The organism is Faecalimicrobium sp. JNUCC 81 (assembly GCF_053667625.1).
On record NZ_CM132203.1, the window covers coordinates 3,344,630 to 3,370,809 of the forward strand.

Annotated in this window: 24 protein-coding genes; 5 read left to right on the forward strand and 19 right to left on the reverse strand. The window is 30.2% G+C overall.

Features of this window, described 5'->3' with window-relative positions:
- Positions 1-133: 133 nt before the first annotated feature.
- Genes JNUCC81_RS16455 through JNUCC81_RS16465 form a run of 3 tightly spaced genes read right to left on the reverse strand, consistent with a single transcriptional unit; the run spans position 134 to position 3,493 of the window.
- Positions 134-1,543 (reverse strand): vWA domain-containing protein, encoded by a 1,410-nt coding sequence (locus tag JNUCC81_RS16455; RefSeq protein ID WP_454094457.1) that lies wholly within the window; start codon positions 1,541-1,543, stop codon positions 134-136.
- Positions 1,544-1,546: 3 nt separating this feature from the next.
- Positions 1,547-2,677, reverse strand: coding sequence for an ATP-binding protein (locus tag JNUCC81_RS16460; protein ID WP_454094458.1), 1,131 nt, complete (start codon positions 2,675-2,677; stop codon positions 1,547-1,549).
- Positions 2,678-2,689: 12 nt separating this feature from the next.
- Positions 2,690-3,493 carry a hypothetical protein gene (locus JNUCC81_RS16465; protein WP_454094459.1) on the reverse strand — a complete coding sequence of 268 codons (804 nt, stop codon included), beginning with the start codon at positions 3,491-3,493 and terminating at the stop codon, positions 2,690-2,692.
- A 352-nt stretch (positions 3,494-3,845) separates the two neighbouring features.
- Here JNUCC81_RS16465 and JNUCC81_RS16470 point away from each other — a divergent pair, with 352 nt between their 5' ends.
- Positions 3,846-4,109 carry a hypothetical protein gene (locus tag JNUCC81_RS16470; RefSeq protein WP_454094460.1) on the forward strand — a complete coding sequence of 88 codons (264 nt, stop codon included), beginning with the start codon at positions 3,846-3,848 and terminating at the stop codon, positions 4,107-4,109.
- A 185-nt stretch (positions 4,110-4,294) separates the two neighbouring features.
- Here JNUCC81_RS16470 and JNUCC81_RS16475 read toward each other — a convergent pair whose 3' ends face one another.
- From JNUCC81_RS16475 to JNUCC81_RS16525, 11 genes are all read right to left on the reverse strand, one after another.
- The gene (locus tag JNUCC81_RS16475) at positions 4,295-5,437 is read right to left on the reverse strand and encodes a DUF4179 domain-containing protein (RefSeq protein WP_454094461.1); all 1,143 of its coding nucleotides are present in this window, start codon (positions 5,435-5,437) and stop codon (positions 4,295-4,297) included.
- A 12-nt stretch (positions 5,438-5,449) separates the two neighbouring features.
- Positions 5,450-5,968, reverse strand: a complete 519-nt coding sequence (locus JNUCC81_RS16480; protein WP_454094462.1) for a sigma-70 family RNA polymerase sigma factor — start codon at positions 5,966-5,968, stop codon at positions 5,450-5,452.
- Between the two features lie 249 nt (positions 5,969-6,217).
- Entirely contained in the window at positions 6,218-7,270 is a 1,053-nt protein-coding gene (locus JNUCC81_RS16485) for a sensor histidine kinase (RefSeq protein WP_454094463.1), read from the reverse strand.
- Positions 7,271-7,272: 2 nt separating this feature from the next.
- A complete protein-coding gene (locus tag JNUCC81_RS16490) occupies positions 7,273-7,947 on the reverse strand; it encodes a response regulator transcription factor (RefSeq protein ID WP_454094464.1) in 675 nt (224 codons plus the stop codon).
- Positions 7,948-8,078: 131 nt separating this feature from the next.
- Positions 8,079-10,595 (reverse strand): ABC transporter permease, encoded by a 2,517-nt coding sequence (locus JNUCC81_RS16495; RefSeq protein WP_454094465.1) that lies wholly within the window; start codon positions 10,593-10,595, stop codon positions 8,079-8,081.
- A gap of 3 nt (positions 10,596-10,598) precedes the next feature.
- A complete protein-coding gene (locus tag JNUCC81_RS16500; protein WP_454094466.1) occupies positions 10,599-11,270 on the reverse strand; it encodes an ABC transporter ATP-binding protein in 672 nt (223 codons plus the stop codon).
- 173 nt (positions 11,271-11,443) lie between these two features.
- On the reverse strand, positions 11,444-12,601 hold the full coding sequence (locus tag JNUCC81_RS16505; RefSeq protein ID WP_454094467.1) for a hypothetical protein: 1,158 nt from the start codon (positions 12,599-12,601) through the stop codon (positions 11,444-11,446).
- 11 nt (positions 12,602-12,612) lie between these two features.
- Positions 12,613-13,494: an ABC transporter ATP-binding protein gene (locus JNUCC81_RS16510; protein WP_454094468.1), complete on the reverse strand. Its 882-nt coding sequence runs from the start codon at positions 13,492-13,494 to the stop codon at positions 12,613-12,615.
- Between the two features lie 11 nt (positions 13,495-13,505).
- The gene (locus JNUCC81_RS16515; protein WP_454094469.1) at positions 13,506-14,354 is read right to left on the reverse strand and encodes a hypothetical protein; all 849 of its coding nucleotides are present in this window, start codon (positions 14,352-14,354) and stop codon (positions 13,506-13,508) included.
- Entirely contained in the window at positions 14,317-14,901 is a 585-nt protein-coding gene (locus JNUCC81_RS16520; protein ID WP_454094470.1) for an RNA polymerase sigma factor, read from the reverse strand. Before JNUCC81_RS16520 ends, JNUCC81_RS16515 begins: the two co-directional genes overlap by 38 nt.
- Positions 14,902-15,122: 221 nt before the next feature.
- Complete coding sequence (locus JNUCC81_RS16525; protein WP_454094471.1) at positions 15,123-15,431, reverse strand: hypothetical protein; 309 nt, start codon at positions 15,429-15,431, stop codon at positions 15,123-15,125.
- Positions 15,432-15,635: 204 nt separating this feature from the next.
- Here JNUCC81_RS16525 and JNUCC81_RS16530 point away from each other — a divergent pair, with 204 nt between their 5' ends.
- Entirely contained in the window at positions 15,636-15,842 is a 207-nt protein-coding gene (locus JNUCC81_RS16530; RefSeq protein ID WP_454094472.1) for a 4Fe-4S dicluster domain-containing protein, read from the forward strand.
- 3 nt (positions 15,843-15,845) lie between these two features.
- Positions 15,846-16,484: a 4Fe-4S binding protein gene (locus JNUCC81_RS16535; protein ID WP_454094473.1), complete on the forward strand. Its 639-nt coding sequence runs from the start codon at positions 15,846-15,848 to the stop codon at positions 16,482-16,484.
- Between the two features lie 132 nt (positions 16,485-16,616).
- Here JNUCC81_RS16535 and JNUCC81_RS16540 read toward each other — a convergent pair whose 3' ends face one another.
- From JNUCC81_RS16540 to JNUCC81_RS16555, 4 genes are read right to left on the reverse strand one after another with little or no spacing between them, the layout of a single operon-like run.
- Positions 16,617-17,423, reverse strand: coding sequence for an ABC transporter ATP-binding protein (locus tag JNUCC81_RS16540; protein ID WP_454094474.1), 807 nt, complete (start codon positions 17,421-17,423; stop codon positions 16,617-16,619).
- Positions 17,423-18,433, reverse strand: a complete 1,011-nt coding sequence (locus JNUCC81_RS16545) for a FecCD family ABC transporter permease (protein WP_454094475.1) — start codon at positions 18,431-18,433, stop codon at positions 17,423-17,425. Before JNUCC81_RS16545 ends, JNUCC81_RS16540 begins: the two co-directional genes overlap by 1 nt.
- On the reverse strand, positions 18,430-19,428 hold the full coding sequence (locus JNUCC81_RS16550; protein ID WP_454094476.1) for a FecCD family ABC transporter permease: 999 nt from the start codon (positions 19,426-19,428) through the stop codon (positions 18,430-18,432). Before JNUCC81_RS16550 ends, JNUCC81_RS16545 begins: the two co-directional genes overlap by 4 nt.
- Positions 19,428-20,456 carry an iron-siderophore ABC transporter substrate-binding protein gene (locus JNUCC81_RS16555; RefSeq protein ID WP_454094477.1) on the reverse strand — a complete coding sequence of 343 codons (1,029 nt, stop codon included), beginning with the start codon at positions 20,454-20,456 and terminating at the stop codon, positions 19,428-19,430. The genes JNUCC81_RS16550 and JNUCC81_RS16555 overlap by 1 nt, the downstream gene beginning before the upstream one ends.
- 651 nt (positions 20,457-21,107) lie before the next feature.
- Between JNUCC81_RS16555 and JNUCC81_RS16560 the strand changes: the two genes are divergently transcribed.
- Positions 21,108-23,708, forward strand: a complete 2,601-nt coding sequence (locus JNUCC81_RS16560; RefSeq protein WP_454094478.1) for a hypothetical protein — start codon at positions 21,108-21,110, stop codon at positions 23,706-23,708.
- Positions 23,709-23,954: 246 nt separating this feature from the next.
- Complete coding sequence (locus tag JNUCC81_RS16565; protein WP_454094479.1) at positions 23,955-24,509, forward strand: hypothetical protein; 555 nt, start codon at positions 23,955-23,957, stop codon at positions 24,507-24,509.
- Between the two features lie 350 nt (positions 24,510-24,859).
- On the opposite strand, the gene JNUCC81_RS16570 is transcribed toward JNUCC81_RS16565, so the two are convergent.
- Positions 24,860-26,167, reverse strand: a complete 1,308-nt coding sequence (locus tag JNUCC81_RS16570; protein WP_208331614.1) for a TRAP transporter large permease — start codon at positions 26,165-26,167, stop codon at positions 24,860-24,862.
- Positions 26,168-26,180 lie beyond the last annotated feature (13 nt).

The window sequence follows — 26,180 nt, forward strand, 5'->3', positions numbered from 1 at the left end:
TCCATCATTTAAATTGAGGAAATTTGCCATCGATAATTTTATCATAATTAATATAAATCTCCAATATTTATACAAAAATCAAATACTTAGGATCGGTATTATTTATATTTTCTATATATCAAACTATTTATCATTATAAAATCGGTGATTGGTTAGCCATTGAATATCCATCATCTCTAACAACACTTATATCTGATGCATCTTCTTTTATTTTAACCTTGCTAAGTTTTTTAACTACCCCATAAGGTTCTCTTAATGAAAGTTTATCTCCTCTTCCAGAAATAACCCATAAAATTTTATACCCTCTAGGTATTACTTGTAACTTGCCCTCACCTTCGCCATCTGTAAAATACACCAATAAATTAAATTTTTTATTATTAGCATAATCAAAAACTGGAGTAAATTTAGTCCCTCCCCTTGTATTAATTCTATCTTTTATATCCTTTACAGATTTTACTTTATATGCACGTCTAATTTCGTTATCACACTCTATGATAGTAATTTCATGATTATAATTTTTAACTATATTAAGTACCTCTTTAATAGCTTGCTTAAATTCTTCATCGCTAATGCTTCCACTTATGTCAATCGCAACAGCTATCTCTGCTTTGTGACCTCTAAGTTCACCTCTTAAATCTAATCTATTAGGCTGTCTTCTATTTCTTCTTGTTATAGTTTTCTTTTTATTACTTTCAACTGTTCCCATTAGCTTCTTAAGATAAACATTCCAAGGCAATTCACCTTTACTATTTTTAAGTGATGATATCATACCTTGTAAATACTCTGGAATTTTACCTTTTTGTGAAATATCAGTAAATTTTTCTGTAAATTCTTTTAGAGTTTTTTCATCTATATCATTAGAATCTTCCCAAATATCATGAGTTTTTTCTGGATTATAATCAGTTTCTATATTTTCATTATTATTACTATCGTTCTCTTCCCCATCTTCATCTTCTTCTTGTAAATCTAATTCAATTTGAATTTTTTCTACATAGTATTCAAAAGTTTCATATGGTTCAAGGTTTAAAGAATACTTTGAATTTAACCATTCTAAAGTAGTAGAATATGGTGGTAAATAATCTAAATATTTATTTACTACTATATCCATCGCTATATTAATTGCAAGTGTACTATACTTGCCTTTTAATTCCTTTGCTCTTACTAAATGCATAGATACTATATGAAGAATTTCGTGCTTGATTGTACTTTCCATTTGTCTCATATTAAGGTTTAAAAAAATTATTGGATTAAAGTATATAACATATTTAGCTCCTTTAAAATTTACAGCAGTTGGACTACTTATATCAAATCTTATCTCTCTTGACATTTGAAATAAAAAATATCCATAAAAATTATCTTTCTCTTCCATAAGACTTAAATTTACTTTATCTACAAGGCTAAAAAACTCATTTTTAAAATCTTGTGGTATATCTATCTCAAATTTCTCATCTTTATGGTTTGCCTTTAACACAGCATAAGTATCTATAATTTTATCTGCTTTATCATAGAGCTCTTTTGTTTTTTTGTCAAAATAACTTTCCATAGATTATCCCCTTATTAAACTATAAGATTCAAAATACGATTTTACAAACTCTTCGTTTTCTATAGCTCTTTTATATACTTCAATATAACTATGCTTAATATCCTTCATAATTCCAACCATTAAATCTACAGGATATATTTTTAAAAATTCAATAAATCTATTAATATAATAGCTTGAATCATAATTATCATCTTTCATATTTGATTCTAAAGTTTTTAAAATATTTATTGCTGATAAATAAAGTCTTGTGTGACTTTCAGTTTTCACCTTTTCTACCACAGATGAACTTAAGTTTTCACCTAAAAAAACATCTTCATAAGATATTAATGGGCTAGAATCTGATTCAACAAAACTTATAAATTCTTCTGCAATAACTTTTCCTACATTTCCTTTTATAACATTTAAAAATACAGCTCTAGGTACTCTATCTTTTTGTTCCTTATAAATTTTATAACTCTTAGAAACTCTTTCATAACTTCTTGGAGTAGCACGTACGTCATCTTCATTTGTTTTATGCAGATATTCTGGGAAAGTTGAAATAAACTCTATAACCTTTTGCTCAATACCTGCACCTATTGCCCAATTTAACCACTGTGTATAATCAGGTTCCATGTTTAACCATACAAATCTATTTTCTTGAGCTGCATCCATATCTACAACTTGATAATCAAAATCTGAACCATATTTACTTGATGGGTTCATTGCTGCTAAAATTTTCACATCATCATTTAACTTATATCCATTGATTTCTCTATTTAATATTAAATTCATAAGTTCCTGCTGTACTGTATGTTCGCAACGGTTTATCTCATCTATAAATAAAAGAACTACTTTACCTTTAGATATTTCTTCATCAATTTCTCTTAACTTGTTATGAACAGCATATACTGTAGTTTTCTTTTCTATTTCATCTCCATCAGAGTTAATTCCTACATAAGATTCTATAGTTGGAAGACCACCTATTTCACCTTCTTTAAGTAAGTTTCCATCAATAACGACTAAGCTCCAATTATTTTCTTTAGCTAACTTCTTTGCTAAAGCTGTTTTTCCGATTCCACTTTCACCAACCACTAAAGGTACTTCTTTTGTAGCTAATACTAAGTCAACGCTCTTTAATGTATCTATAAAATTCATTTTGTCTTTCTCCTATATCATTTTTAGTTTTTCATCTACAGCTATTTTTTTTGCTTTTTTATTTCCATACTTATAAATGAACATTACCTTGTCCATTGTTATTGTGTCATTTTTTCTATCTATAGTACTACAATTTATAAAATCTCTAACATATTTTTCTGAGACATCTTCCTTTGATAGTACTATTTTTAATACTTCTTCTAATTCATCTTTAGATATTTTGTTTGCAACATATTTAATAACTAAGATATTTACCTTTAAAAGTTCTAAAATTTTATCTTTATCTAGATTAGTTACAAAACTAACAGCAGCTTCATTGTTCTTAATAGCTGCAATCTCTGCACTAAGTTTTGGTGCTTTTATATATCTTAATGCATCATAACTTATTTTTACAGCCTCTTTCTGAACATTTTCATAAGGTTCTTTTATATACTTTATTGAATCGTAATTTTTTCTTACTGCTAATAGTTGTAACTCTTCACTTGGATTTTTTACATATTGAATAGCCCATCCTGATTTACTTATTGCTAGTTTAATTACCTTATCAGTTGGATTTTTAATATCTTCTAAAATACTCCATCCTTCACTTACAGCTTTTATCATCATATCTTCTGTTGGATTCTTTATAAATTTAATTGCTCTAGCATTATTATCTATAGCTAACTCTTGCATTTCTATAGTTGGATTATCTATATATTCTAATACACGCCCATTTTTTTTAATAGCTAATAACTTCATCTCATCTGTAGGGTTATTTATAGTTGATATTATATTAGGATTGTTATTTATCATGTTAATAATTTTTGATTCTTCCATAACGCGCCTTTCTTTCTATTATTAATTTTTATTTTTATTTATATAATTATTACTTATTATAATTAATATACTTTTTACGTCAATTTAAACAGAATAATTATACCAATTATAATAAAAATACCTAAGGTGCAATAGACTTAGGTATAATATGATATAAAATTTTTGTACTAAAAATAATTCTAAAAATAGAGCTATTTACTTTCTAAATTATTTGTATTTTATAATTTCAATTTATTTATAAAGTGTGTATTTTTTGATGAAGATGCAGATATTATTATAAAACTTAATATTTAATATAGATTAAATAAAAATAAATACAAACTAAAATTATAATTCTGGAGGTACAGCTTTTATGAGTTTAGAAACTCCTATAAATCATAGTTTTAATATCAAATGTCCTAATTGTGATTATAAAAATTTATATGACTTTAGCATTAAAGATATTGAAAAAGTTAGTTCTAATAAAAAATCTCAAGGAACAAAAACACAGTATAAATTTATATCTTACTTAATTTGTAAAAATCCTATATGTAATTATGATATTGAAATTAAGGGAAATATTTGGGAGTATCCTATAGATACATTAAATTCAATAGAATTAACTTCTATAAAATAAATGTTATTATTACATACTTTGTAAAAAGCCATTTAAAAAGTTTTAAGTCTTTTTAAATGGCTTTTTTAAAATATCTGGGTAATTACGGTTGTATAATAATGCCCCCAAATCCTGCCTTAGCTTATAAATATTTTTTGTTGTTTTTTAATTTTTTTAAACATTGTAATATGTATAATCTAATAAATCTATTCTAAGTTGATTCTAAAACTAGATAAAACCTTAGAATCTTGACCTTCAACAGGAATATTTTTATATACTAAAATATCAATATATTTTGGAATCTCTCCTATATTAATTAATTCATTTATTTGAGTATATATTTTATTTTCTCCATCAGTACCTACAGACATTTGTAGCTCTCTTCCTTTATTATCTTTAACTATTATAAAGTTATTATGAGGATTACCTAAAGATGGTTGAAAAGGAAGTTCCATTTTTAACTCAACATAAGTTTTAGATATATTTACATTTTTTAATGTATAGTCTCCATCCTTTTTATTTATCTCTATATGCTTTTTGCCATCATCTATAGGTTTTATGTTAAAATCAAAAGACCATTTACCTTTAATATTTCCATCAGCCTTATTATGCTTAAACTTTTGAATACCAAAATTTATTTTAAAGTTTGCCTCATCTATATTATTAGTAGGGTCTAGCTCTATTAGGTAGTTAAGATTAACAGTGTGTTCATCAATAAATTCAACAACTCCAGCACTATATGAATATCCATCTAGCTTCACTTCATTTATATACATTTTTAAATTGTCTATATACATATTTTTCTCACCATCTCCATAAGGAGAATCTGATACCGCTTTTATAAACTCACTTTTCTTAAATGGCTTATCTGTTTTTAATGTCATATCTAAATATATTTTCTTTTTATCATACATTGCTTTATCTATAGTTATTTTTAAACCATTATCTTTACTTGATACATTAACAGGGGTTGCTATAAGCTTATTTTTTTGATTTTCTTCCTTCTCTTCTTCTATTTCAGGATAGAGATTTGGATCATACTCAATATCAGAATCATCATTAATAGATTTACTTATTTTATCTAGCATAGTTTGAAATTCAGGTATAATTTTTATAATGTTATCAGCTAAAGATGGGTTAATTATTCCAATCCCTGTAACTACAATTACTATTGATGCTATCCATGATATTAGTATATTAGTTTTTTTTCCTTTTTTACTTGATCTTTCTGATGATTTCAATCTATCTTGCATTTCTATCTTTAACTTTTTATTGTTATTAGTTTTTATTTCCATATATTTATTTGTATCTATTTTTACTTTATTAAAAATTTTAAACTTGTCCATCATAATTTAACTCTCCTATTTTGAAAATATTTTTCTAATCTTCTTCCTACCTCTAGATAGCCTGCTATGTAAATTTGATACATTGGTTTTAGTATCAATAGCTATTTCTTCTAGCTTATATCCATCTAAGTAGTATCTAGTAAAAAGTTCTTTGTCCTTATCATTTAAAAAGTTTAAAATCTCATTTATTTCTTCTTCTATCTCTACTCTTGCTAAATTTTCATCTATATAAAATATGTCATTGTCTATATCTAAGTTTAATTTAGATATATATTTTCTTTTATAATCAATTGCTTTATATTTTGCAATTGCACAAATCCAATTTTTAAAAGTGTTTTGTTTACTATCAAATCCTTCTATATTCTCCCAAATTAAGAAAAGGACATCGCTTATGCATTCCTCTTCATAGATTAGTAGAGGATTAATATGTTTACGAATCACTGATGTTAGTAATCCATTATAACTGTCTATTAACATCTCCATCCCCTTCTGATTACACCTTTTTATATATTTAACTATCAATTTATCTTGCAATTTGATTCCTCCTTGTAAAAGCTTTTACAACAGTTAATACGAAATTTATCATAAAAAACTGACAAAAAATAAAAAATAATTTATATAAAATTATTAAGTTTAAAATTGCTAATACTCTTAAATAAAAAAAGTACTAATATTAGTACTTTTTTTATTTAAATTATAGATACGATTCACAAAAATAATATCCACAATTATATTTCCATATGAAATTTATCCCTAAGGGTGATTGAGTAAAACACAATGTTTTTACTTTAAAATCTTATTAGGTAAAAGCACTGAAAAAATACTTCCATTACTATTTGAACTAACTTTTATATATCCATCTTCCTTAGTAATTATTTTTCTACTTAAATAAAGTCCTATACCAATCCCTTCCTCTTCATAGGCATTTTCACCTCTATAGAATCTTGAGAAAATTTTCGGAATTTCTTCTTCACTTATTCCTATTCCTTCATCTTTTATATCTATTTTCGTAAACATCTCATAACTTTCAACAGAAATATTAATCTCGCTTTCTATTGGAGAGTATTTTATAGCATTTTCTATTATGTTAAATATAGCTTCTGTTGTCCAATTTTTATCATGAATTAACAAAATATCATTTTCAGAATTAAAATTTATATGTATATTTTTCATCTCTGCCTTTTTATGTAATTGAGTTATCGCACTTATTATAGTTTCATTTATACTTAGTTTTTGAGGTCTTAAATTTATAATAGAACTTTCTAGGCGAGACATTTTTATCATGCTTTCTACTAAAAAACATAGTTTATCCAAAGAGATTATCATTGCCTTGTTAAACTCATCTTTCTCTTCCTTACTTATATCCTCATACTGCAAAAACTCACTATAAATCTTCATATTGGTTAAGGGTGTTTTTAGCTGATGAGCTATGTCAGATATTAGTGACTTTATTCTTTCCTTATCTTTCTCTATTTTAAGATTTTGAGACTTTAGTAATTTAGTCAACTTAATAGTTTGGTATTGCAATTTCGAGAATAAAGAATCATCTATTTGAGAAAACACTTCCTTTTCTCTCATATCGGATATAGTAGATAACATATCTGATAATTTTATTAAAATATTACTCATATAGTTTTCAAATAATTTTTCATAAATATAAAACCCTAGTAAAATAATAACTGTAAAACCTAAACATATATATGTTATTTTTAAATCTTTACTTACAAATAATATAATAATATTAAAGATTATACATAAAGTTATTATTATAATCCTAAAAAATGTATTGTACTTATTAAAATCCCTTAGTATGTTATCATTATAATTTTTTCCCATTTTTAATCTCCCATGATATAGCCAATACCAAATAAAGTAATTATATACTGTGGGTTTTTAGTATCTTCTTCTATCTTTTTTCGTAATCTTCTAATATTTACACTTATGGTATTTTCATCTACATAATTGCCATTACTATCCCAAAGCTTTTCTAAGATAATCTCCTTGGTAACAGCTCTCCCCTTATTTTTTGAAAGTAACTCTAAAAGTTTATATTCTGTCACTGTTAAGTTAACTTCCTCATCTTTTACAAATACCTTTCTGCTTTCAAAGTCTATGTTTAAGTCTTTGTATTTGAAAATGTCTGTTTCTACCTTCGCACTTATTTTTAGAATGGCATTAATTTTTAATTTTAGTACATCCATAGAAAAAGGTTTTGCAATATAATCATCACACCCCATTTCAAAACCTTTAATCATATCTTCATCTGTATCATTGGCAGTAAATAAGACTATAGGAAAATTGATTTTATCATTAATTTGTTCACATAAATCTAAGCCACTACCATCAGGTAAATTAATATCTAAAAGTAAAAAATCTATATCATTTTCCATAATAGAAACTTTCCCCTCTGATATATTATAATTACTTATTACATTATACCCTTCCTTCTTTAAAGCAAATGACACTCCTCTATTTAAAATTCTATCATCTTCTATTATTAAAATAGTCTCCACATAATCCTCCTAATATCTTATAACTTACTCTACACACCTTCATAATTATAACAATAGTGGTAGACTTTTAAAATCTACCACTATAATAAAATTATTTTTATTTTAATAATCATTTACAAATTAGTTATTATCTATAGTTCATTTTCTCTGAGTCTTTCCGTTACACTTTTTTTGCTAGAGTATTTATAAGCTATACTTGGAGTAATTAAGCATACTGCAAGTATTAATATTGTTAAAGAAATAAAAGGAATTACTGGTAATACAAAACTAGCATAATTATCTATTTTTCTTGCCATTTCACCAATTATAAATACTATCTTCACACCTAAAGTTGATACAAGTAAAGTGGTAATACCTGCATAGTAGGCTCCTTCAAGAGTTAACATTTTTTTAATTTGCTTTTTAGTCATACCTATACTTTCCATAACTGCAAGCTCTTTTAACCTTATATTGATACTTGTAACCATAACATTTATAAAGTTTAATAAGCCTATTAATATAAGTATGATAGACATCCCTCCCCCTATAATATTCATAATCATCTTGCTACTCTTAAGTTGCTTAAATTCTTCAAACTTTGATATCACAAATAAGCTCTTATCTTTTGTCATTCTTTTAATTTTAGAATTTATAGCTTCATTATATTTCTTGTCTACATTTATGTGTAGCGTATAATTTACAGCATTCTTATCTAATTTTTCCAACTGATTTAAACTAATATAAACAGTAGGTAACCCTGTATGTACTAATAAATTAGAATCATTTATAATTTGAGTTACATTGAAATTTAAAGAGTTCTTATGCTTTCCTCTTAAAACAATCTTTTCTTTAGTAAAATTTTTATCTTTTATAAATTTGTTATATTCTTCTGAAAAATAGTTACTATCTACTAAAGCCATCTTTCCTGATTTGAAAGCTTCAACATCTATTTTCAAATTACTTTTATCATTGAAGTTTTCTATAGCTAAGTCGTCTACTCCTACTATTATAGGCGATACATAAGTAGAGTGAGCTTTTTCAATTTCATCCTTAAAACGAGTTACTTCATCGAATAACTCTCCGCTATCTTCTCCATATCGAGCTCGTGGGTCAGGTATTTCATTTGTATCCTTTTGTAAGTTTGAAAGTTTGAAATTACTAACCGACTTAATTCCATCTATACTTTGTATTTCTTTAATAAGTCTATAATCTATTTTTCCATCAATAGCTTTGCTATTTTGTATTTCAAAATCATATCTTGTATATCTATTAATACAATTTTCTATGCTTAGACAATCTAAAAAAGTATTAACACTCAAATATGTTATAATCCCTATAAATAAAGATGCAAATACTAAAATTGCACGTTTTTTATCTCTAAATACATTATACCATGCCATTTTATAGAGCTTTCCACCATTAGTACTTTTTCTGTCTTTCTTTTGTTTATTCTGTTTTGATCCACTATATCTTAGCGATTCTGTTGGAGATATAGTACCTGCTATTTTAGCTGGTTTTCTACAACTTAAACTAATAGTAAATAATGAAAATAATGTAGCAAATATAAATATTAAAGGGCTAAAGGATATCTCTGATGGCATAGCATCTACATCTGCGCCTGATGGAATTGTGCTTAGTAGCATTGGTACCAATATAAAAGGTACTACAAATCCTAGTATTAAACCTATAGGTATTCCTATTGTAGAAAGTCTAAAAACTTGACCCTTTACTATTTTTTTTATTTGTTTAGGAGATGCTCCTATTGTTTTCATCAATCCATAAAAATGTATATCCTTAGTTACTGCTATATGCATAATATTATATATTAATAAATAACCACTAAGCACTATAAATAGTCCAATTGTTCCTATAGTCGCTATAGAGTATATAACCATTTCTATATAATTACGGTCTGTATCATAACTATAATTATATAATTGACCTTCATATAACTTTATCTTTGATTTTAATAAATTTGGCGCTTCATTTTTTTTGCTATTTTTTAATGTAAAAGATAGTGTTCCATTGTCGGATATATTTAAATTATTGCTTTTAATAAATTTTTCTGACACTGCTATATATCCTGTATAGAATTTAAGTCCATAAGTCGTATATATACCACTTAGTACAAACTCTTTTTTTATTTCGCTTCCTTCATTATCTATATAAGAAATCTTTATTTTATCGCCTATTTTAGATTTATCTTTCCCTAATAATTCTAATGCCTTTTTAGACATCATCACTTCATTTTCTTTAGTAGGATAATTTCCCTTAACATCTCCAATAGCTGGTGTTATTTGTTTTTTCCAGTTCTCTTTATCATAATATTGAAGAAAAACATTCCCCTTACTTTTTTGTATATCTTTCTTAACAATTTGACCTACCAAAATTTCCTTACCAATAAAATCACTTATTCCTAATTTTTCTATTGCTTTAATTTGTTCTTCTCTAGGATTTGGTAAATATACATTAGCAGTGCTTCCGTTCATCCTCACAAGCGTAGTCTTATAGTTCTTAATAAAACTAGCTCCTATACTAAATACTGAAGATATCATAAAAGTAGTAAGTACTATAGCCAAAACTACAAAAATATTTCTTCCTTTATTATATTTTATTGAAGAATTGGAGATTCTTTTTATAATCTCTTTGTTATTATTCTCTAGTTTCATCTATTAATTTCCTCCTACTACCTTACCATCTTCTATTCTTATTATTCTATCAGACAACTGAGCTATTTCTTCATTATGGGTAATCATAACCATAGTTTGATTAAACTTTTGAGAAGTCATTTTTAAAAGCCCTATAACATCCATGCTCGTCTTACTATCAAGATTTCCTGTTGGTTCATCTGCTAGTATTATTGCTGGCTTAGTCGCTAATGCTCTTGCTATCGCTACTCTTTGCTGTTGTCCCCCTGATAGCTTATTAGGACTACTATTTAACTTTTCTTTTAATCCTAAAGTATTTACTATAGAATCAATAAATTCATTATCTATTTTCATTCCATCCAGTTCTATTGGTAGCACTATATTTTCATAAACATTCAAAATAGGTACTAAGTTATAATTTTGAAAAATAAACCCTATATTTCTTCTTCTAAATATAGTTATTTCTTCATCGTTCATTTCACTTAGTTTTTTATTATTTATTGTTACTTCTCCACTAGTTAGATTATCAAGACCTCCTAACATGTTTAATAAAGTCGATTTTCCACTTCCTGATGTTCCAACTATAGCAACAAATTCACCTTCATTTATTTCTATACTTATATTATCTAATGATTTTACTATATTTTCTTCTTGTCCATATATTTTAACTAAGTTTTCTGCTTTTAATATACTCATTTTCTCCACCCCATTTACTTATTTTATACTTATATAATAACCTCTACTTCTTACAAACTTCTGACATAAATAAAAAACACATTAACAAAATTGTCAATGTGTTTTACAGATTTCAATATTTTAAACAAATAACAGAGATACTGATCACGATTATTGTGTATATCTTTAAATAATTATATAGTTTGTTTTTTTCCAAAATATTTTATTAAATATATTACAACTGGTATTGCTATAACTACTAAACTAATTAATACAGTTGAATATAATACTGGATTTCCAAAAATGTTATAAGTAGTAGGATAAACAAACATGCCTGATGTCCTAACAGCTTCTGCTAAATTTATTTCTCTAAAAACTCTGGCTATAGAATCCATCGGAATAAAGTTTCCTAAAAATGCTGGTATATAATACATACCTAAACTTAATAAAAGTGACACCATGTTATTTTTAACTATCAATGACATTAACATAGTAACTAATGAATATAACATAGCACCTATAAAGCTAATCCCTAATCCAACAACATAAAAATCAATAATTCTCATATCAAAAGGAGTAGTTCTATAATACTTAAATAGTTCTAAAGGTTTGTCCCACCCCATAAAATCAAATTTCATTGCTCCAAAAATATATATGGTATGTATTATAATACATATAATACTCGTATATATTAATCCAGTTGCTATTTTAGATATAACTAATTTATTCTTTCCACGCTTACAGCTTAGCATTATTTGAGCACTATTGCTTTGATATTCATCACTAAATATTGGAGCTAATCCAACTGCTATTAGTGTAGTGATTAAAGTTGCAAATACATTAAAATCAGTACTTGTAAGCCATCCATGAGAAAAATAATATTTTGATTCTTTTATATCTTTAACCTTATCATATACAAAATTAAGATTTTTGTATTCATATGTACCTTCTTTTTTTTCATTTTCTAGCTTGCTAATTTCATTTTTCATTTCATCTATTGTATAGTTTTTATTATTTACTGTATATGTGGGATTAGATAATACCATTGTTTCATATAAGTAGTTTTTATAAACTATCTCTTCTTTAGTAAGTTTTTTACCGCTTTCCTCTTTTTGTTTTAGGTTTTCTATAGTCTCTTCTGCTTTAAGAATTCCTTCTTGTGTAATTACTTTGCCTTCATATTTCTTCATAACGCTATACACGTCATCCATGCTATCAAGTCCCTGAAATTTCATATACACACTGTCTCCAAATACATTAAAAGCACAAAACAACACAGTCAGTAGCATTACTATAATCACTGATTTTTTTGAAAATATTTTGTATAACTCAAACTTTATTAAATCTAACATTTTACATCCCCCTATGCATTAGCACTTTCATTAAAATAATATAAAAATACATCTTCTAAATTTGGCTCTTCTTCTATGTATTCAACTTCTTTTATATTAGGTTTACTATCTCCAACTACCCTAACAAAAACTTCTTTATTAGTTCTTACCATGCTAGATATTTTAAATTCATCTTGGATATTATCTAACTCCATATCACTAACTTTGAGAGTATATACCTTACCTCTTACTCTATCTAAAATATCCTTTAGTGATGATTTTTCAACTAATTTTCCATCCTTCATAACTATTATTTCATTTGCTATAAATTCTATATCTGAAACTATATGAGTAGATAATATTACTATTTTATCTTTTGACAAGTCTGCTATTAGATTTTTAAATCTTATTCTTTCATTTGGATCAAGTCCTGCTGTTGGCTCATCTAATATAAGTATCTTAGGGTTATTTAGAAGAGCTTGGGCAATACCTAGTCTTTGCCTCATTCCCCCTGAAAATTTTCCTATTTTCCTTTTTCTATCTTTTTCTAAATTTACAAACTTTAATAGTTCATCAATTTTACTTTTCTGAGTTTCTTTATCTACTCCCTTTAGAGACGCTACATAATACAAAAACTTTTCAGCTGTAAAATTTTTATAAAATCCTATATTTTGAGGTAAATAACCTATTAAATCCCTATACTTACATCCTAATTTATTTTTACTTTCACCATTTACTAAAATTTCTCCACTGCTAGGATTTGATACATCTGCAATTATCCTCATTAAAGTTGTTTTACCTGACCCATTTGGTCCAAGTAATCCATATATTCCACTACTTAAAGTTACATTAAATTTATCTACTGCTAATTTATCTTTAAATTCCTTGCTTATACTATTTATAATAAGTTCCATAAAATATCCCCCTAAAAATCAAATGTTCTGTAATCTATACTATTTATACTTTTTTTATAAAATAATTTTAATGCTATTACTACAAATATTACTGACATACCTAAAGCTACTATTATATTAATATTAGTTATTTCCGCTACTTTTTCATACATGCTAATACCAAGTGCTCCTAATATCCATATTGCTACACATAAAGTAATACTATTTATACTTCTATATACAGAAGTAATAACTAAAGATATTGCTCCTACCAAAAATATAGGAATTAGCCATATACTAATCATTTTAAATAAGTTAATATCTGAGTAAGTATTATTTAAACCAATACTAATAATTATACTTATTAATATAGAAACTAAATTTATAATTATTAATCTTGATAAAACAATTTCTCTTAAAGAGTATTTATAGCTAAGTTCTAATTCCCAAACATTTTCATCTCTTCCTTTTATAATTTCAAATATTCCAAGTAATATTGGTATAGGCCCAATTATAGATGCACTTAAATATATACTTAAATTTAACTCTATTGTGGCTACAGTACCTACTAGTATTAATAATAATGATAATATGAAATATACTTTGCTAATTAAGCTAAATTGAAATTTAACTATTTCAGTATTATTTTTTATTCTTTCTAAGAATGTACTCTGCTCATTTATAGTCTGTACTTCTACTTTTGGCATATATGATTTTAATATATCAATTGTAGAATCTACTTTTTGTTCATCAACCTTATTAACTACATAACTATCTAAAAAGTTCTCTATATCCATTAAATCTGATTCTAATAAATCTTCAAATTGTTCATCGTCTAAATTTTCACACCTTAGGTTGTGTATGTTGTGATTTTTCTTCAAATATATCACCTCCAAGTAGTTTTTTTAAATTCTTAATTCCATTAAATAATCTAGATTTTATAGTATTTTCATTATCTCCGGTAATGCTACTTATCTCTTTTATTTTTAAATCATTATAATACTTTAAAAGTATTGCTTCTCTTTGAAGACTTGGTAACTTTTCAACAGCTTCTTTTATTTTTATTGCTTCTTCTTTTTTAGAAATTATATCAATAACATTTGATGAATCCTGTATTTGATGATTTTCTATATCATAATTTTCAATTCTTTGTTTGTATGTTTTACTTCTAAAATAATCTTTTGTTGTATTTACTGCTATTTTTAATAACCAGCTTTGAAATTTTCCATTTTCTAAATTATATTTATCTATGTTTTTCATCATTTTTATAAATACATCCTGGGTTATATCGTAAGCTATATTATAGTCACTTGTACTTCTATAAATATAGCTATGCACAAGGTCATAATGCCTTTTAACCAATATTTCCATTGCACTTTCATTTCCCTTTAGTATTTCTTTTATTAACTTTTCATCCGTCTGTGCCAACTTATCCCCCTCCCTTCATTTATATAACGAGTTCTATTTATAAAAGGTTTTATTTTTTTATAATATATTTTAATAATTACTTTACTCAACTTAATATTTTACTAAAAAAAGGCAGATTACTCTGCATTTTTGATTTACTTTTTTATTTTTGTTTTTTATATAATTATTTACAATAAAAAATGGAGGACATTCTCCTCCATCTATATTTTCTTACTAATTATTTAAAAATACCCATTTTCAATACCGTCTTTATACTTTCTCTCTCTATATACTCTATTATAAGCAGTATCTTTAAATTCAATAACTTTATTAATATCAAAGAAAGTCTCTTTAATCTCTTCTCCATCTGTAATGGATATAATAGCACAACATTTTACTTCATTAGAATCTGTTAGCTCTACATAATAACGTTTAAACTCATCTTTAATGCTACTCATGTACTCTCTTACTCTTGGAATATAATACTTAAAATGATGTTTATCTAAAAATTCTACGAGTTCCTCTCTAGTATTAAAAGTATATTTCTTCATATATCTCTCCTTTTTAAAATTATGTATATATTTTGCTAAGTTCTATATGTTTATATACTTATTATCTCTACTTTTTGAATAATTATTAAATATTGTAACTTTAATAAAAGTCTACTTTCATATTTTTTAGTGATTAAGTCACAGAACAAAGTTTGCATTAATCATATAATCTAAAAAGTATTAAATTTCTATGGAGGTAAATATATGGCTAAAATAAAAAGAAAAGCTATTGTCGATACTAATCTTTGTGTCGCTTGTGGTTCATGCGTTAAGGTATGTCCACTTCAAATTATAAATATAGAACAAGGTGTATTTGCAAAAATAGATACTAATAAATGTGTTGGATGTGGTAAATGCGCTAAAACTTGTCCTGCATCAGTTATAGATATTAAAACTATGGAGGTTGAATAATATATGAAAAAAAGTAAAAAGAAGCTTACAGATTATATGTGGATTTTAAGTGTTACTTATTTAACATTAGGATTATTTAATGTATTATTTGCATGGTTAGGACTTTTATGTTTCTTTATTCCACTAATAATTTCAGTAGCTGGTGGAGGAAAAAAATACTGCAATATCTACTGCGGTAGAGGACAGATGTTAGAGCTAATGGGTAATAAACTTAAACTTTCTAGAAATAAGGATATTCCTTCTTTTTTAAAAAGCAAGTGGTTTAGATATGGATTTTTAATATTCTTTTTAAGTATGTTTGTATCTATGTTGTATACTACTTATTTAGTATTTAGCAACGTAAAAGATTTAAAAGAAGTTATTACTTTAGTTTGGACATTTAAAGTACCTTGGAATTGGGCTGATACAAGTATTGTATCTCCATGGATTGCACAATTTGCATTTGGATTCTATAGTATGATGATTACTTCCTCAATTCTTGGTATTGTAACTATGATACTATACAAGCCAAGATCTTGGTGCGTTTATTGTCCAATGGGAAGTATAACTCAACTTATTTCAAAATCAAAATATAAGCCAGTTGAAGGTTTGACTTGTGAATCAAGTTGTTCTTCTTGCTCTAGTAAATGTGATAATGAATAAATAAGTATCTTCCTTAAATTATAGTCATGACTATCAATTTCTAAAATATAATTTCACAGTCAAATTGATGCCAATTCCATACACATAAAAAAACAATAGAATTAATTCTATTGTTTTTTTATCACATAATTTTTAACTATTAACATGATGCCTTCCCCTTGGTACTATAAAAGGTGAAGATGATACCGGATCCTTTATAACCATACAATCTAATCCAAATACTGTATCAATTAATTCTGATGTTATAACCTCAGATGGTTTACCCTGATCAATTAACTCTCCCTTACGAAGAGCAAATATATAATCTGCATACCTAGCAGATAAATTTATATCATGAAGTACCATTACAATAGTGGTTCCTCTTTTACGATTTAAGTCAGTTAATAAATCAAGAATCTCTACTTGATAAGTAATATCTAAATAAGTAGTTGGCTCATCTAAAAGAAGTATATCTGTTTGCTGTGCAAGTGCCATAGCAATCCAAACTCTCTGACGTTGTCCTCCTGATAGCTCATCTACGCTACGATTAGCAAGTTCTGTTATTCCCATTATTTCAAGTGCCTCTTCTACAGCTTCAAAGTCAGTTTGATCCATATTTTTTAAAAGTAATTGGTATGGAAATCTACCTCTTGAAACCAAATCACAAACAGTTATACCTTCTGGAACTATTGGCGATTGAGGTAGTAGACCTAAAACTTTAGCTAGTTCTTTTGATGGCATTGAGGTTATTTTTTTACCATCAATTATAACTTCTCCTGATTTAGGCTTTATAAGCCTAGCAAGTGTTTTTAATAAAGTTGATTTACCACATGCATTTGCTCCTATAATAACACTTATTTTATTACTTGGAATAGTTATATCAATTCCATCAATTATAATCTTTTTTTCATAGCCTGTTACTATGTTTTTTGCTTCAAATAGTTGTTGTTTTTTATTCATTACGCTTGCCCCCTCCTATTTATACATATTAGTAAAAATAGCATGTATGGCGCTCCTAAAATTCCCGTAATTACACCTACTGGAAATCTTGTACTAAATACAAACTGGCCTATCATATCTGCTCCAAGTACTAATAACGCTCCAACTAGACCTGATGCTAAAACATTTGGAGCTCCGGGTCCAACAAGTTTTGATGCTATTGGACCTGATAAAAATGCAACAAATGCTATTGGCCCTGTAACAGCAGTTGCAAATGCAATTAAAAATACTGAACTTAAAATTAATATAATTCTAACTAAATTTATTTTAACACCAAGTGTAGTAGCAAATTCATCTCCTAGTTCTAATATTTGAAGATGCTTTGTTAAGCATAAAATAATACTTCCAAATATAACTACAACAATAAATAAACTTGGTACATCTTTCATACTCATTCCATTTAAACTACCACTTAACCATCTAAGTGCACTTGGAACATCATATTGTGATGATTTAAGTAATAAAAATGATACAAGTGCATTTATCATTGCTTGTATTCCAATTCCTATAAGTATTAACCTACCACCTGAGAATCCTGAACCTTTAGATAATAGATATATAAGTGTTGCTACTATAATCCCAGAAATTACTGCTGCTATAGAAACACTACTTCCGCTCATACGAAGAACTAATATACAAAATACTGCTGCAATACTACAACCTGAAGTTATACCTATAATATCAGGACTAGCTAATGGATTTCTAAGCATAGTTTGAAATGTACTTCCTGCTATTCCAAAAGCTAATCCTACTAAAAGTCCACAAAGCATTCTTGGTAAACGTAAAGTTACTATTGTAAATGAAGCACCTTGGATTTGTTCTCCACCTAAAGTTTTCATAACTACACTTAATGGATAATTAGTCTTACCATATAAAAGCATAATAGTGCAAATACCTACTGTTAAAGCAAGAAGTATAATCGTTACACTAATCATACGCATTTTTCTTTTAGCATATCCTTGTTTTATCATATTGCTCTCACCTTCGCTTTCCTAGCAATAACAATAAGAATTGGTGCTCCTAAAAATGCAGTTATAATTCCTACCTCAAGTTCGCTTGGGCTTCCAATTACTCTTCCTATAACGTCCGAAATTGTTAAAATCATTGCTCCTCCAATAGCAGACATCGGAACTAAACTTCTCATATTTGAACCAAAAATAAGACGTATACTATGAGGTATCATTAAACCTACAAATCCAATAGGTCCTGCTATTGCAGTAGTTGCACCACATAGTATAACACCTGCTAATGCACATATAAATCTAATAATCCCTGTATTTACTCCTAGCCCAGTTGCCACCTCATCTCCTAATGCTAAAGCATTTAGTGCTGGTGTTGCTATTATACTTATAACTAAGCCAATTATTAAAAATGGTAATATGGAATTAATACCTTCCCAGGTTGCACCACTTACACTTCCAACTTGCCAAAATCTATAAGCATCCATAACATCTGCACGTGGCAAGATAACCGCACTTACTAAAGATGATAAAGCTGCACTAGTGGCTGCACCTGCTAAAGCAAGTTTTATAGGTGTCATACCTCCCGCTCCAATCGATGCTATACCATAAACAAATATTGCCGTTATCCCTGCTCCTGCTAGTGCAAACCAAATATATTCATTGGCTGTACCTATATTAAAAAATGCAATCCCACTTACAACAAATAAAGATGCACCCGTATTTACTCCTAAAATGCTTGGATCAGCTATTGGATTTCGAGTAATAGATTGCATAAGGGCTCCTGATATTCCAAGAGAAGCCCCTGCCATAATACTAAAAATAGTTCTTGGAATACGTTCACGAACTACTAATGCTGCAAAAGACGTATTATCACTATTAAATAAAGCATTTATTACTTGATTAAATTCAATATTTTTTGAACCAAATGCTAATGATGCTATTATACATATACCCAGGCAAATAAAACTAGCTAAGTATATTAATATTGGTTTTGAAAGTCTCATTATTTTACCTTATCTGCTGCCTCGTTAAGTACCTTTAAGTACTCATCTATTGTTGCTGGAATAGATAATGCACTAGGAGTACCAGATGCAGCTAAAGCTGAACCATCTTCTATAAGGGCAACTGAAGCTCTTTTTACTGCTGGAACTGTTCCTAATAAAGCATCTGATTGTAATTGTTTTAATAACTTGTCATTTCCATAAGCTACTATAACATCTACATCCTTTAACTTATCAATATTTTCTGAACTAATTTCAACAGCAAAACTATCTGAAGTTTCAGCTAGTTTAGTTATACTCTCAGGTACTTCAAGTCCTAAGTCAGTTAAGTATGCTGCACGAGGATCTGTTGGAAGATATATGTAAAACTTACCTAAATCAGCTGGGTTAAAGTAACAAAATACTGCCTTTTTCCCTTTAAGGTTAGAGTAACTACCCGTTTTCTCTTTTATTAATTTTTCTAAGTTTGAAACTAATTTCTCTCCCTCATCTTTTTTACCTATAGCAGTAGAGTTTATAGTTATTTGGTCACGCCAATATGTTTGCCATGGAAGTTTAGGATATGCTACAACAGGAGCGATTTTACTTAATAAATCATATTCCTCTTTTGTAATTCCTGAGTATGCAGCTAATATAACGTCTGGGTTAGAATTACTTATAGCTTCATAATCTAAACCATCTATATCATCAAAAGTAGCTGGTTTTTCTACTCCTAATTCTTTATATTTTTCACCTGTCCACGGTAATAAACCATTTTTATCTTTTTCACCATAGTTAGCCTTAGATACACCAACTGGTTTGACACCTAATGCTAAAGGTGTATCTTGATTTCCCCAAGAAATTGTAGCAACTCTTTCCGGTTGTTTTTCTATTACAGTTTCTCCAAATGCATGTTTTATTGTCATTGGATAACTAGCAGAACTACTTTGTCCTGTATTAGACTTATCTTGATCTTTGCCCGCTGGGCTTGAGCATCCTGTTATTAGTAAAGCACAAGCAATAACAACAGAACCTATTTTTTTTAGTTTCATAATCACCCTCCTGATTGTCTGTTAGTATTTTTTGTATAAATTTTTAATTACCCGTTTTATTGATAATAATTATCAATATCATTGCAATACTATTTTATATTTACCATTCAGGTTTGTCAATAACTTTTATTATATATTTTATTTATTATTTTAAATGCACTTTATTATAAGCTATATACCATCTATCTATTTTTCTATAATTTTCTTCTCCCTATGAGTTGTATCAATGGCAGATCTCTTAATTACTAGTATTTCATTATATTTTAGCAAAAAATAAAATATATTGTATCAAATTGTCTAGAAAATACATATATATAATTAAGTCGATAACAATTATCTACTTGATTATATAATATAGAGGAGAGCACTATATGAATAGACCTATAATAGAATATAAATTGACACCAAAATCATTCAATAGAACAAATAACGATAAATTTTTAAGAGAAAAAAAGAGAGAAGAAAGAAAAAAAAGAATTGAAAAAAGAAAGAGAGAGCTTGAAGAAGCAAAATTAAATAGAAGACGACATTGTGATTGCAATAATAATTGCTGTGATAGCTGTGATAATTGCTGCGATAGCTGTGATAATTGTTTAGATCCAGAAATAGATACTGACTATGATAAATATTTAGATGTAGACGTAGATGCTAATGCTTACGCTGATTCTGATGCTTGTGCTAACGCTGATGCTTGTGCTGACGCTAATGCTGATGCTTGCTCTGACGCTGATTCTACTGCTGATGCTACTGCTGATGCTGACTCTACTGCCGACGCTGATTCTACTGCTGACGCTGATTCTACTGCCGACGCTACTTCTGATGCTGACTCTACTGCTGATGCTGATTCTACTGCCGACGCTACTGCTGATGCTGATTCTACTGCCGACGCTACTGCCGATGCTGACTCTACTGCTGATGCTGATGCTACTGCTGATGCTGACTCTACTGCCGATGCCGACGCTACTGCTGACGCTGACTCTACTGCTGATGCTGACTCTACTGCTGATGCCGACGCTACTGCTGATGCTGATGCCGATGCTACTGCTGATGCTGACTCTACTGCCGATGCTGACGCTGACTCTACTGCTGATGCTGATGCCGATGCTACTGCTGATGCTGACTCTACTGCCGATGCCGACGCTACTGCTGATGCCGACGCTACTGCTGATGCTGATTCTACTGCTGATTCCGACGCTACTACTGATGCTGATGCCGATGCTACTGCTGATGCTGATGCCGATGCTACTGCTGACGCTGACTCTACTGCTGATGCTGATGCCGATGCTACTGCTGACGCTGACTCTACTGCTGATGCCGATGCTACTGCTGACGCTGACTCTACTGCTGATGCCGATGCTACTGCTGATGCCGACGCTACTGCTGATGCTGACTCTACTGCTGATGCTGACGCTGACTCTACTGCTGATGCCGATGCTACTGCTGACGCCGACTCTACTGCCGATGCCGACGCTACTGCTGATGCTGACGCTACTGCTGATGCCGACGCTACTGCTGACGCTGACTCTACTGCCGATGCCGACGCTACTGCTGATGCTACTGCTGATGCTGATTCTACTGCTGATTCCGACGCTACTACTGATGCTGATGCCGATGCTACTGCTGATGCCGATGCTACTGCTGACGCTGACTCTACTGCTGATGCTGATGCTACTGCTGACGCTGACTCTACTGCTGATGCTGACTCTACTGCTGATGCTGACGCTGACTCTACTGCTGATGCCGACGCTACTGCTGATGCCGACGCTACTGCTGATGCCGATGCTACTGCTGACGCCGACTCTACTGCCGATGCCGACGCTACTGCTGATGCTGATGCCGATGCTACTGCTGATGCTGACTCTACTGCTGATGCTGACTCTACTGCTGATGCCGACGCTACTGCTGATGCCGATGCTACTGCTGACGCTGACTCTACTGCTGATGCTACTGCTGATGCTGATGCCGATGCTACTGCTGATGCTGACTCTACTGCTGATGCCGACGCTACTGCTGATGCTGACGCCGACTCTACTGCCGATGCCGACGCTACTGCTGATGCCGATGCTACTGCTGACGCTGACTCTACTGCCGATGCCGACGCTACTGCTGATGCTGATGCCGATGCTACTGCTGATGCTGACGCTACTGCTGATGCCGACGCTACTGCTGATGCTGACGCTGACTCTACTGCTGATGCTGATGCCGATGCTACTGCTGACGCTGACTCTACTGCTGATGCTACTGCTGATGCTGATGCCGATGCTACTGCTGATGCTGACTCTACTGCTGATGCCGACGCTACTGCTGATGCTGACGCCGACTCTACTGCCGACGCTACTGCTGATGCTGATGCCGATGCTACTGCTGATGCTGACTCTACTGCTGATGCTGACGCCGACTCTACTGCCGATGCCGACGCTACTGCTGATGCCGATGCTACTGCTGACGCTGACTCTACTGCCGATGCCGACGCTACTGCTGATGCTGATGCCGATGCTACTGCTGATGCTGACGCTACTGCTGACGCTGACTCTACTGCTGATGCTGATGCCGATGCTACTGCTGACGCTGACTCTACTGCTGATGCTACTGCTGATGCTGATGCCGATGCTACTGCTGATGCTGACTCTACTGCTGATGCCGACGCTACTGCTGATGCTGACGCCGACTCTACTGCCGATGCCGACGCTACTGCTGATGCTGATGCCGATGCTACTGCTGATGCTGACGCTACTGCTGATGCTGACTCTACTGCTGATGCTGACTCTACTGCTGATGCCGACGCTACTGCTGATGCCGATGCTACTGCTGACGCTGACTCTACTGCCGATGCCGACGCTACTGCTGATGCTGACTCTACTGCTGATGCCGACGCTACTGCTGATGCCGATGCTACTGCTGATGCTGACTCTACTGCTGATGCTGATGCCGATGCTACTGCTGACGCCGATGCCGATGCTACTGCTGACGCCGATGCCGACGCTACTGCCGATGCTGATTCTACTGCCGACGCTGACTCTACTGCCGACGCTGATTCTACTGCCGACGCTACTGCTGATGCTGATGCTACTGCTGATGCCGACTCTACTGCTGATGCTGATTCTACTGCCGACGCTACTGCTGACGCTGACTCTACTGCTGATGCCGACTCTACTGCTGATGCCGATGCTACTGCTGATGCTGATACTAATGCTGAGTCAAGTGCAAATAATGATAACCAATCAAATGCAAATAACAATGTTGGACCAATAAATGTTAATACTCCTATAAATATATATATTACTTGCGGATGCTGTGATAAAAAACATAAATGCCATGAAAATGCTTTAGTAATCACAGATATAGAACCTCAGGATAGTCATTGCTGTAATGATTGTCATGATGATTGTCATAATGATTGTCATAATGATTGCTGTAATGATTGCCATAGTGGTTGCCATAATGGTTGCAAATATAGAACTTCTGAAGAATAATATATTATAAAGGAGAATAATTATTATGAATCAAATAAAAAACTCAGATAATAGTAAACATGTAAATGATAGTAAGCACTCTCATAATAATACGCCTGTAAAAGAGAGTAAACATTCAAGTGATAGTAAGCACTCTCATAATAATACGCCTGTAAAAGAGAGTAAACATTCAAGTGATAGTAAGCACTCTCATAATAATACTCCCGTAAAAGAGAGTAAACATTCAAGTGATAGTAAGCACTCTCATAATAATACTCCCGTAAAAGAGAGTAAACATTCAAGTGATAGTAAGCACTCTCATAATAATACTCCCGTAAAAGAGAGTAAACATTCAAGTGATAGTAAGCACTCTCATAATAATACTCCCGTAAAAGAGAGTAAACATTCAAGTGATAGTAAGCACTCTCATAATAATACGCCTGTAAAAGAGAGTAAACATTCAAGTGATAGTAAGCACTCTCATAATAATACTCCCGTAAAAGAGAGTAAACATTCAAGTGATAGTAAGCACTCTCATAATAATACTCCCTTAAAAGAGAGTAAACATTCAAGTGATAGTAAACACTCAGAAAATGAATAATATAATTAGAGACTGTCTAAAAATAAAAGTATAGCTACACAAAAATGAAATGGTGAACTCATTTAGAGCTCACCATTTCTTCGTATAATTTCAAAGAATTATCATTAAAACCAGATGTAACTGTTTATCTTGAAGATATATATTTGCAATTTATATTCTAAATAAAATACCCTATTTTTTGTTACTTTATGCATATTTTGCTCATCAAAATCTTTGATAGGTATACGTTACAATCCATTATACCTATCATAATCTCCTTCTTTGTATGCTATATAATCTATTAATTATCCAACATCTATGTTTGATATAACTACTACTTAAATTTCCATATATTTGAACGCCATTTTATACTATATCATTCCCATAAGTTTAGGTATGAATAAACTTATTTGAGGTATAAATGTTACTAGCATAAGAACTATTAATATACCTACGTAGAATGGTAATAAGTATTTTATTACATCTTCTATCTTCGTTTTACCTACTTTACATCCTATAAACAAGGTGTTTCCAACTGGTGGTGTTATATTTCCTATACATAAGTTAAATATAAGCATTATACCAAATTGTACTGAGTCCATACCAAAGTTTTTAGCTATTGGTAGGAATATTGGTGTAAATATTAATATTGCTGGAGTTAAGTCCATAAATGTACCAACTATTAATAATATTAAGTTCATTATTAATAATATAACAACTGGATTTGAAGATATTCCTAATAATATTTCAGTTATAGCACTTGGTATATTTGTAAATGCCATAACCCAAGACATTATAGATGATACCCCTATTAAAAATATTATTATACCTGTCATTTCAACTGTTTCTAGTAATATTCTTGGTATGTCTTTTACTTTTATTGATTTATAGAAGAAAAATGATAGTATGAAAGAGTATACAACTGCAACTGCTGCTCCTTCTGTAGCTGTAAATATCCCACCTACTATACCGCCTATTATTACAAATATTAAAGCTAAACTTGGTAAAGCATCTACAAATATTTTCATAGCTTCTTTGAAACTTATTTGATATTTTGATGAATATTTATATTTCTTAGCTAGTATAAAAGCAACTGCCATTACTGATAATCCCCATAATATACCTGGTATGTAACCTGCCATGAATAGTGCTGCTACTGATGTTCCACCACTTACTAGTGAATATATTATAAGCGAGTTACTTGGAGGAATTAAAAGTCCGGTCGGTGCAGAAGCTATATTTACTGCTGCACTATAATTTTTATTATATCCTTCAGCTTCTTGAAGTGGAGACATTGTTCCACCTATAGCAGCAGCTGCTGCAACTGAAGAACCACTTACAGCTCCAAATAACATATTTCCAACTACATTTGTATGTGCTAGAGATCCAGGTAATTTACCACTTAACACTTTTGCAAAGTTTACTAATTTTAAAGCTATACCACCATTGTTCATTATGATTCCTGCTAATACGAAAAATGGTATTGCTAATAATGAGAAACTACTTATACCTGTAAATATTCTTTGTGCCCCAGTTAATACTGCTACATCCCATGATAATGTAGTTAGTATACCAAATATAGATGCTATTCCTATAGTTATAGATATTGGTATTCCTAATAAAAGTAATATAGGAAAAACAATAGCTATAGCTGTACCTGCTTGAAATGCTAATTCCATAATCTTCTCTCCC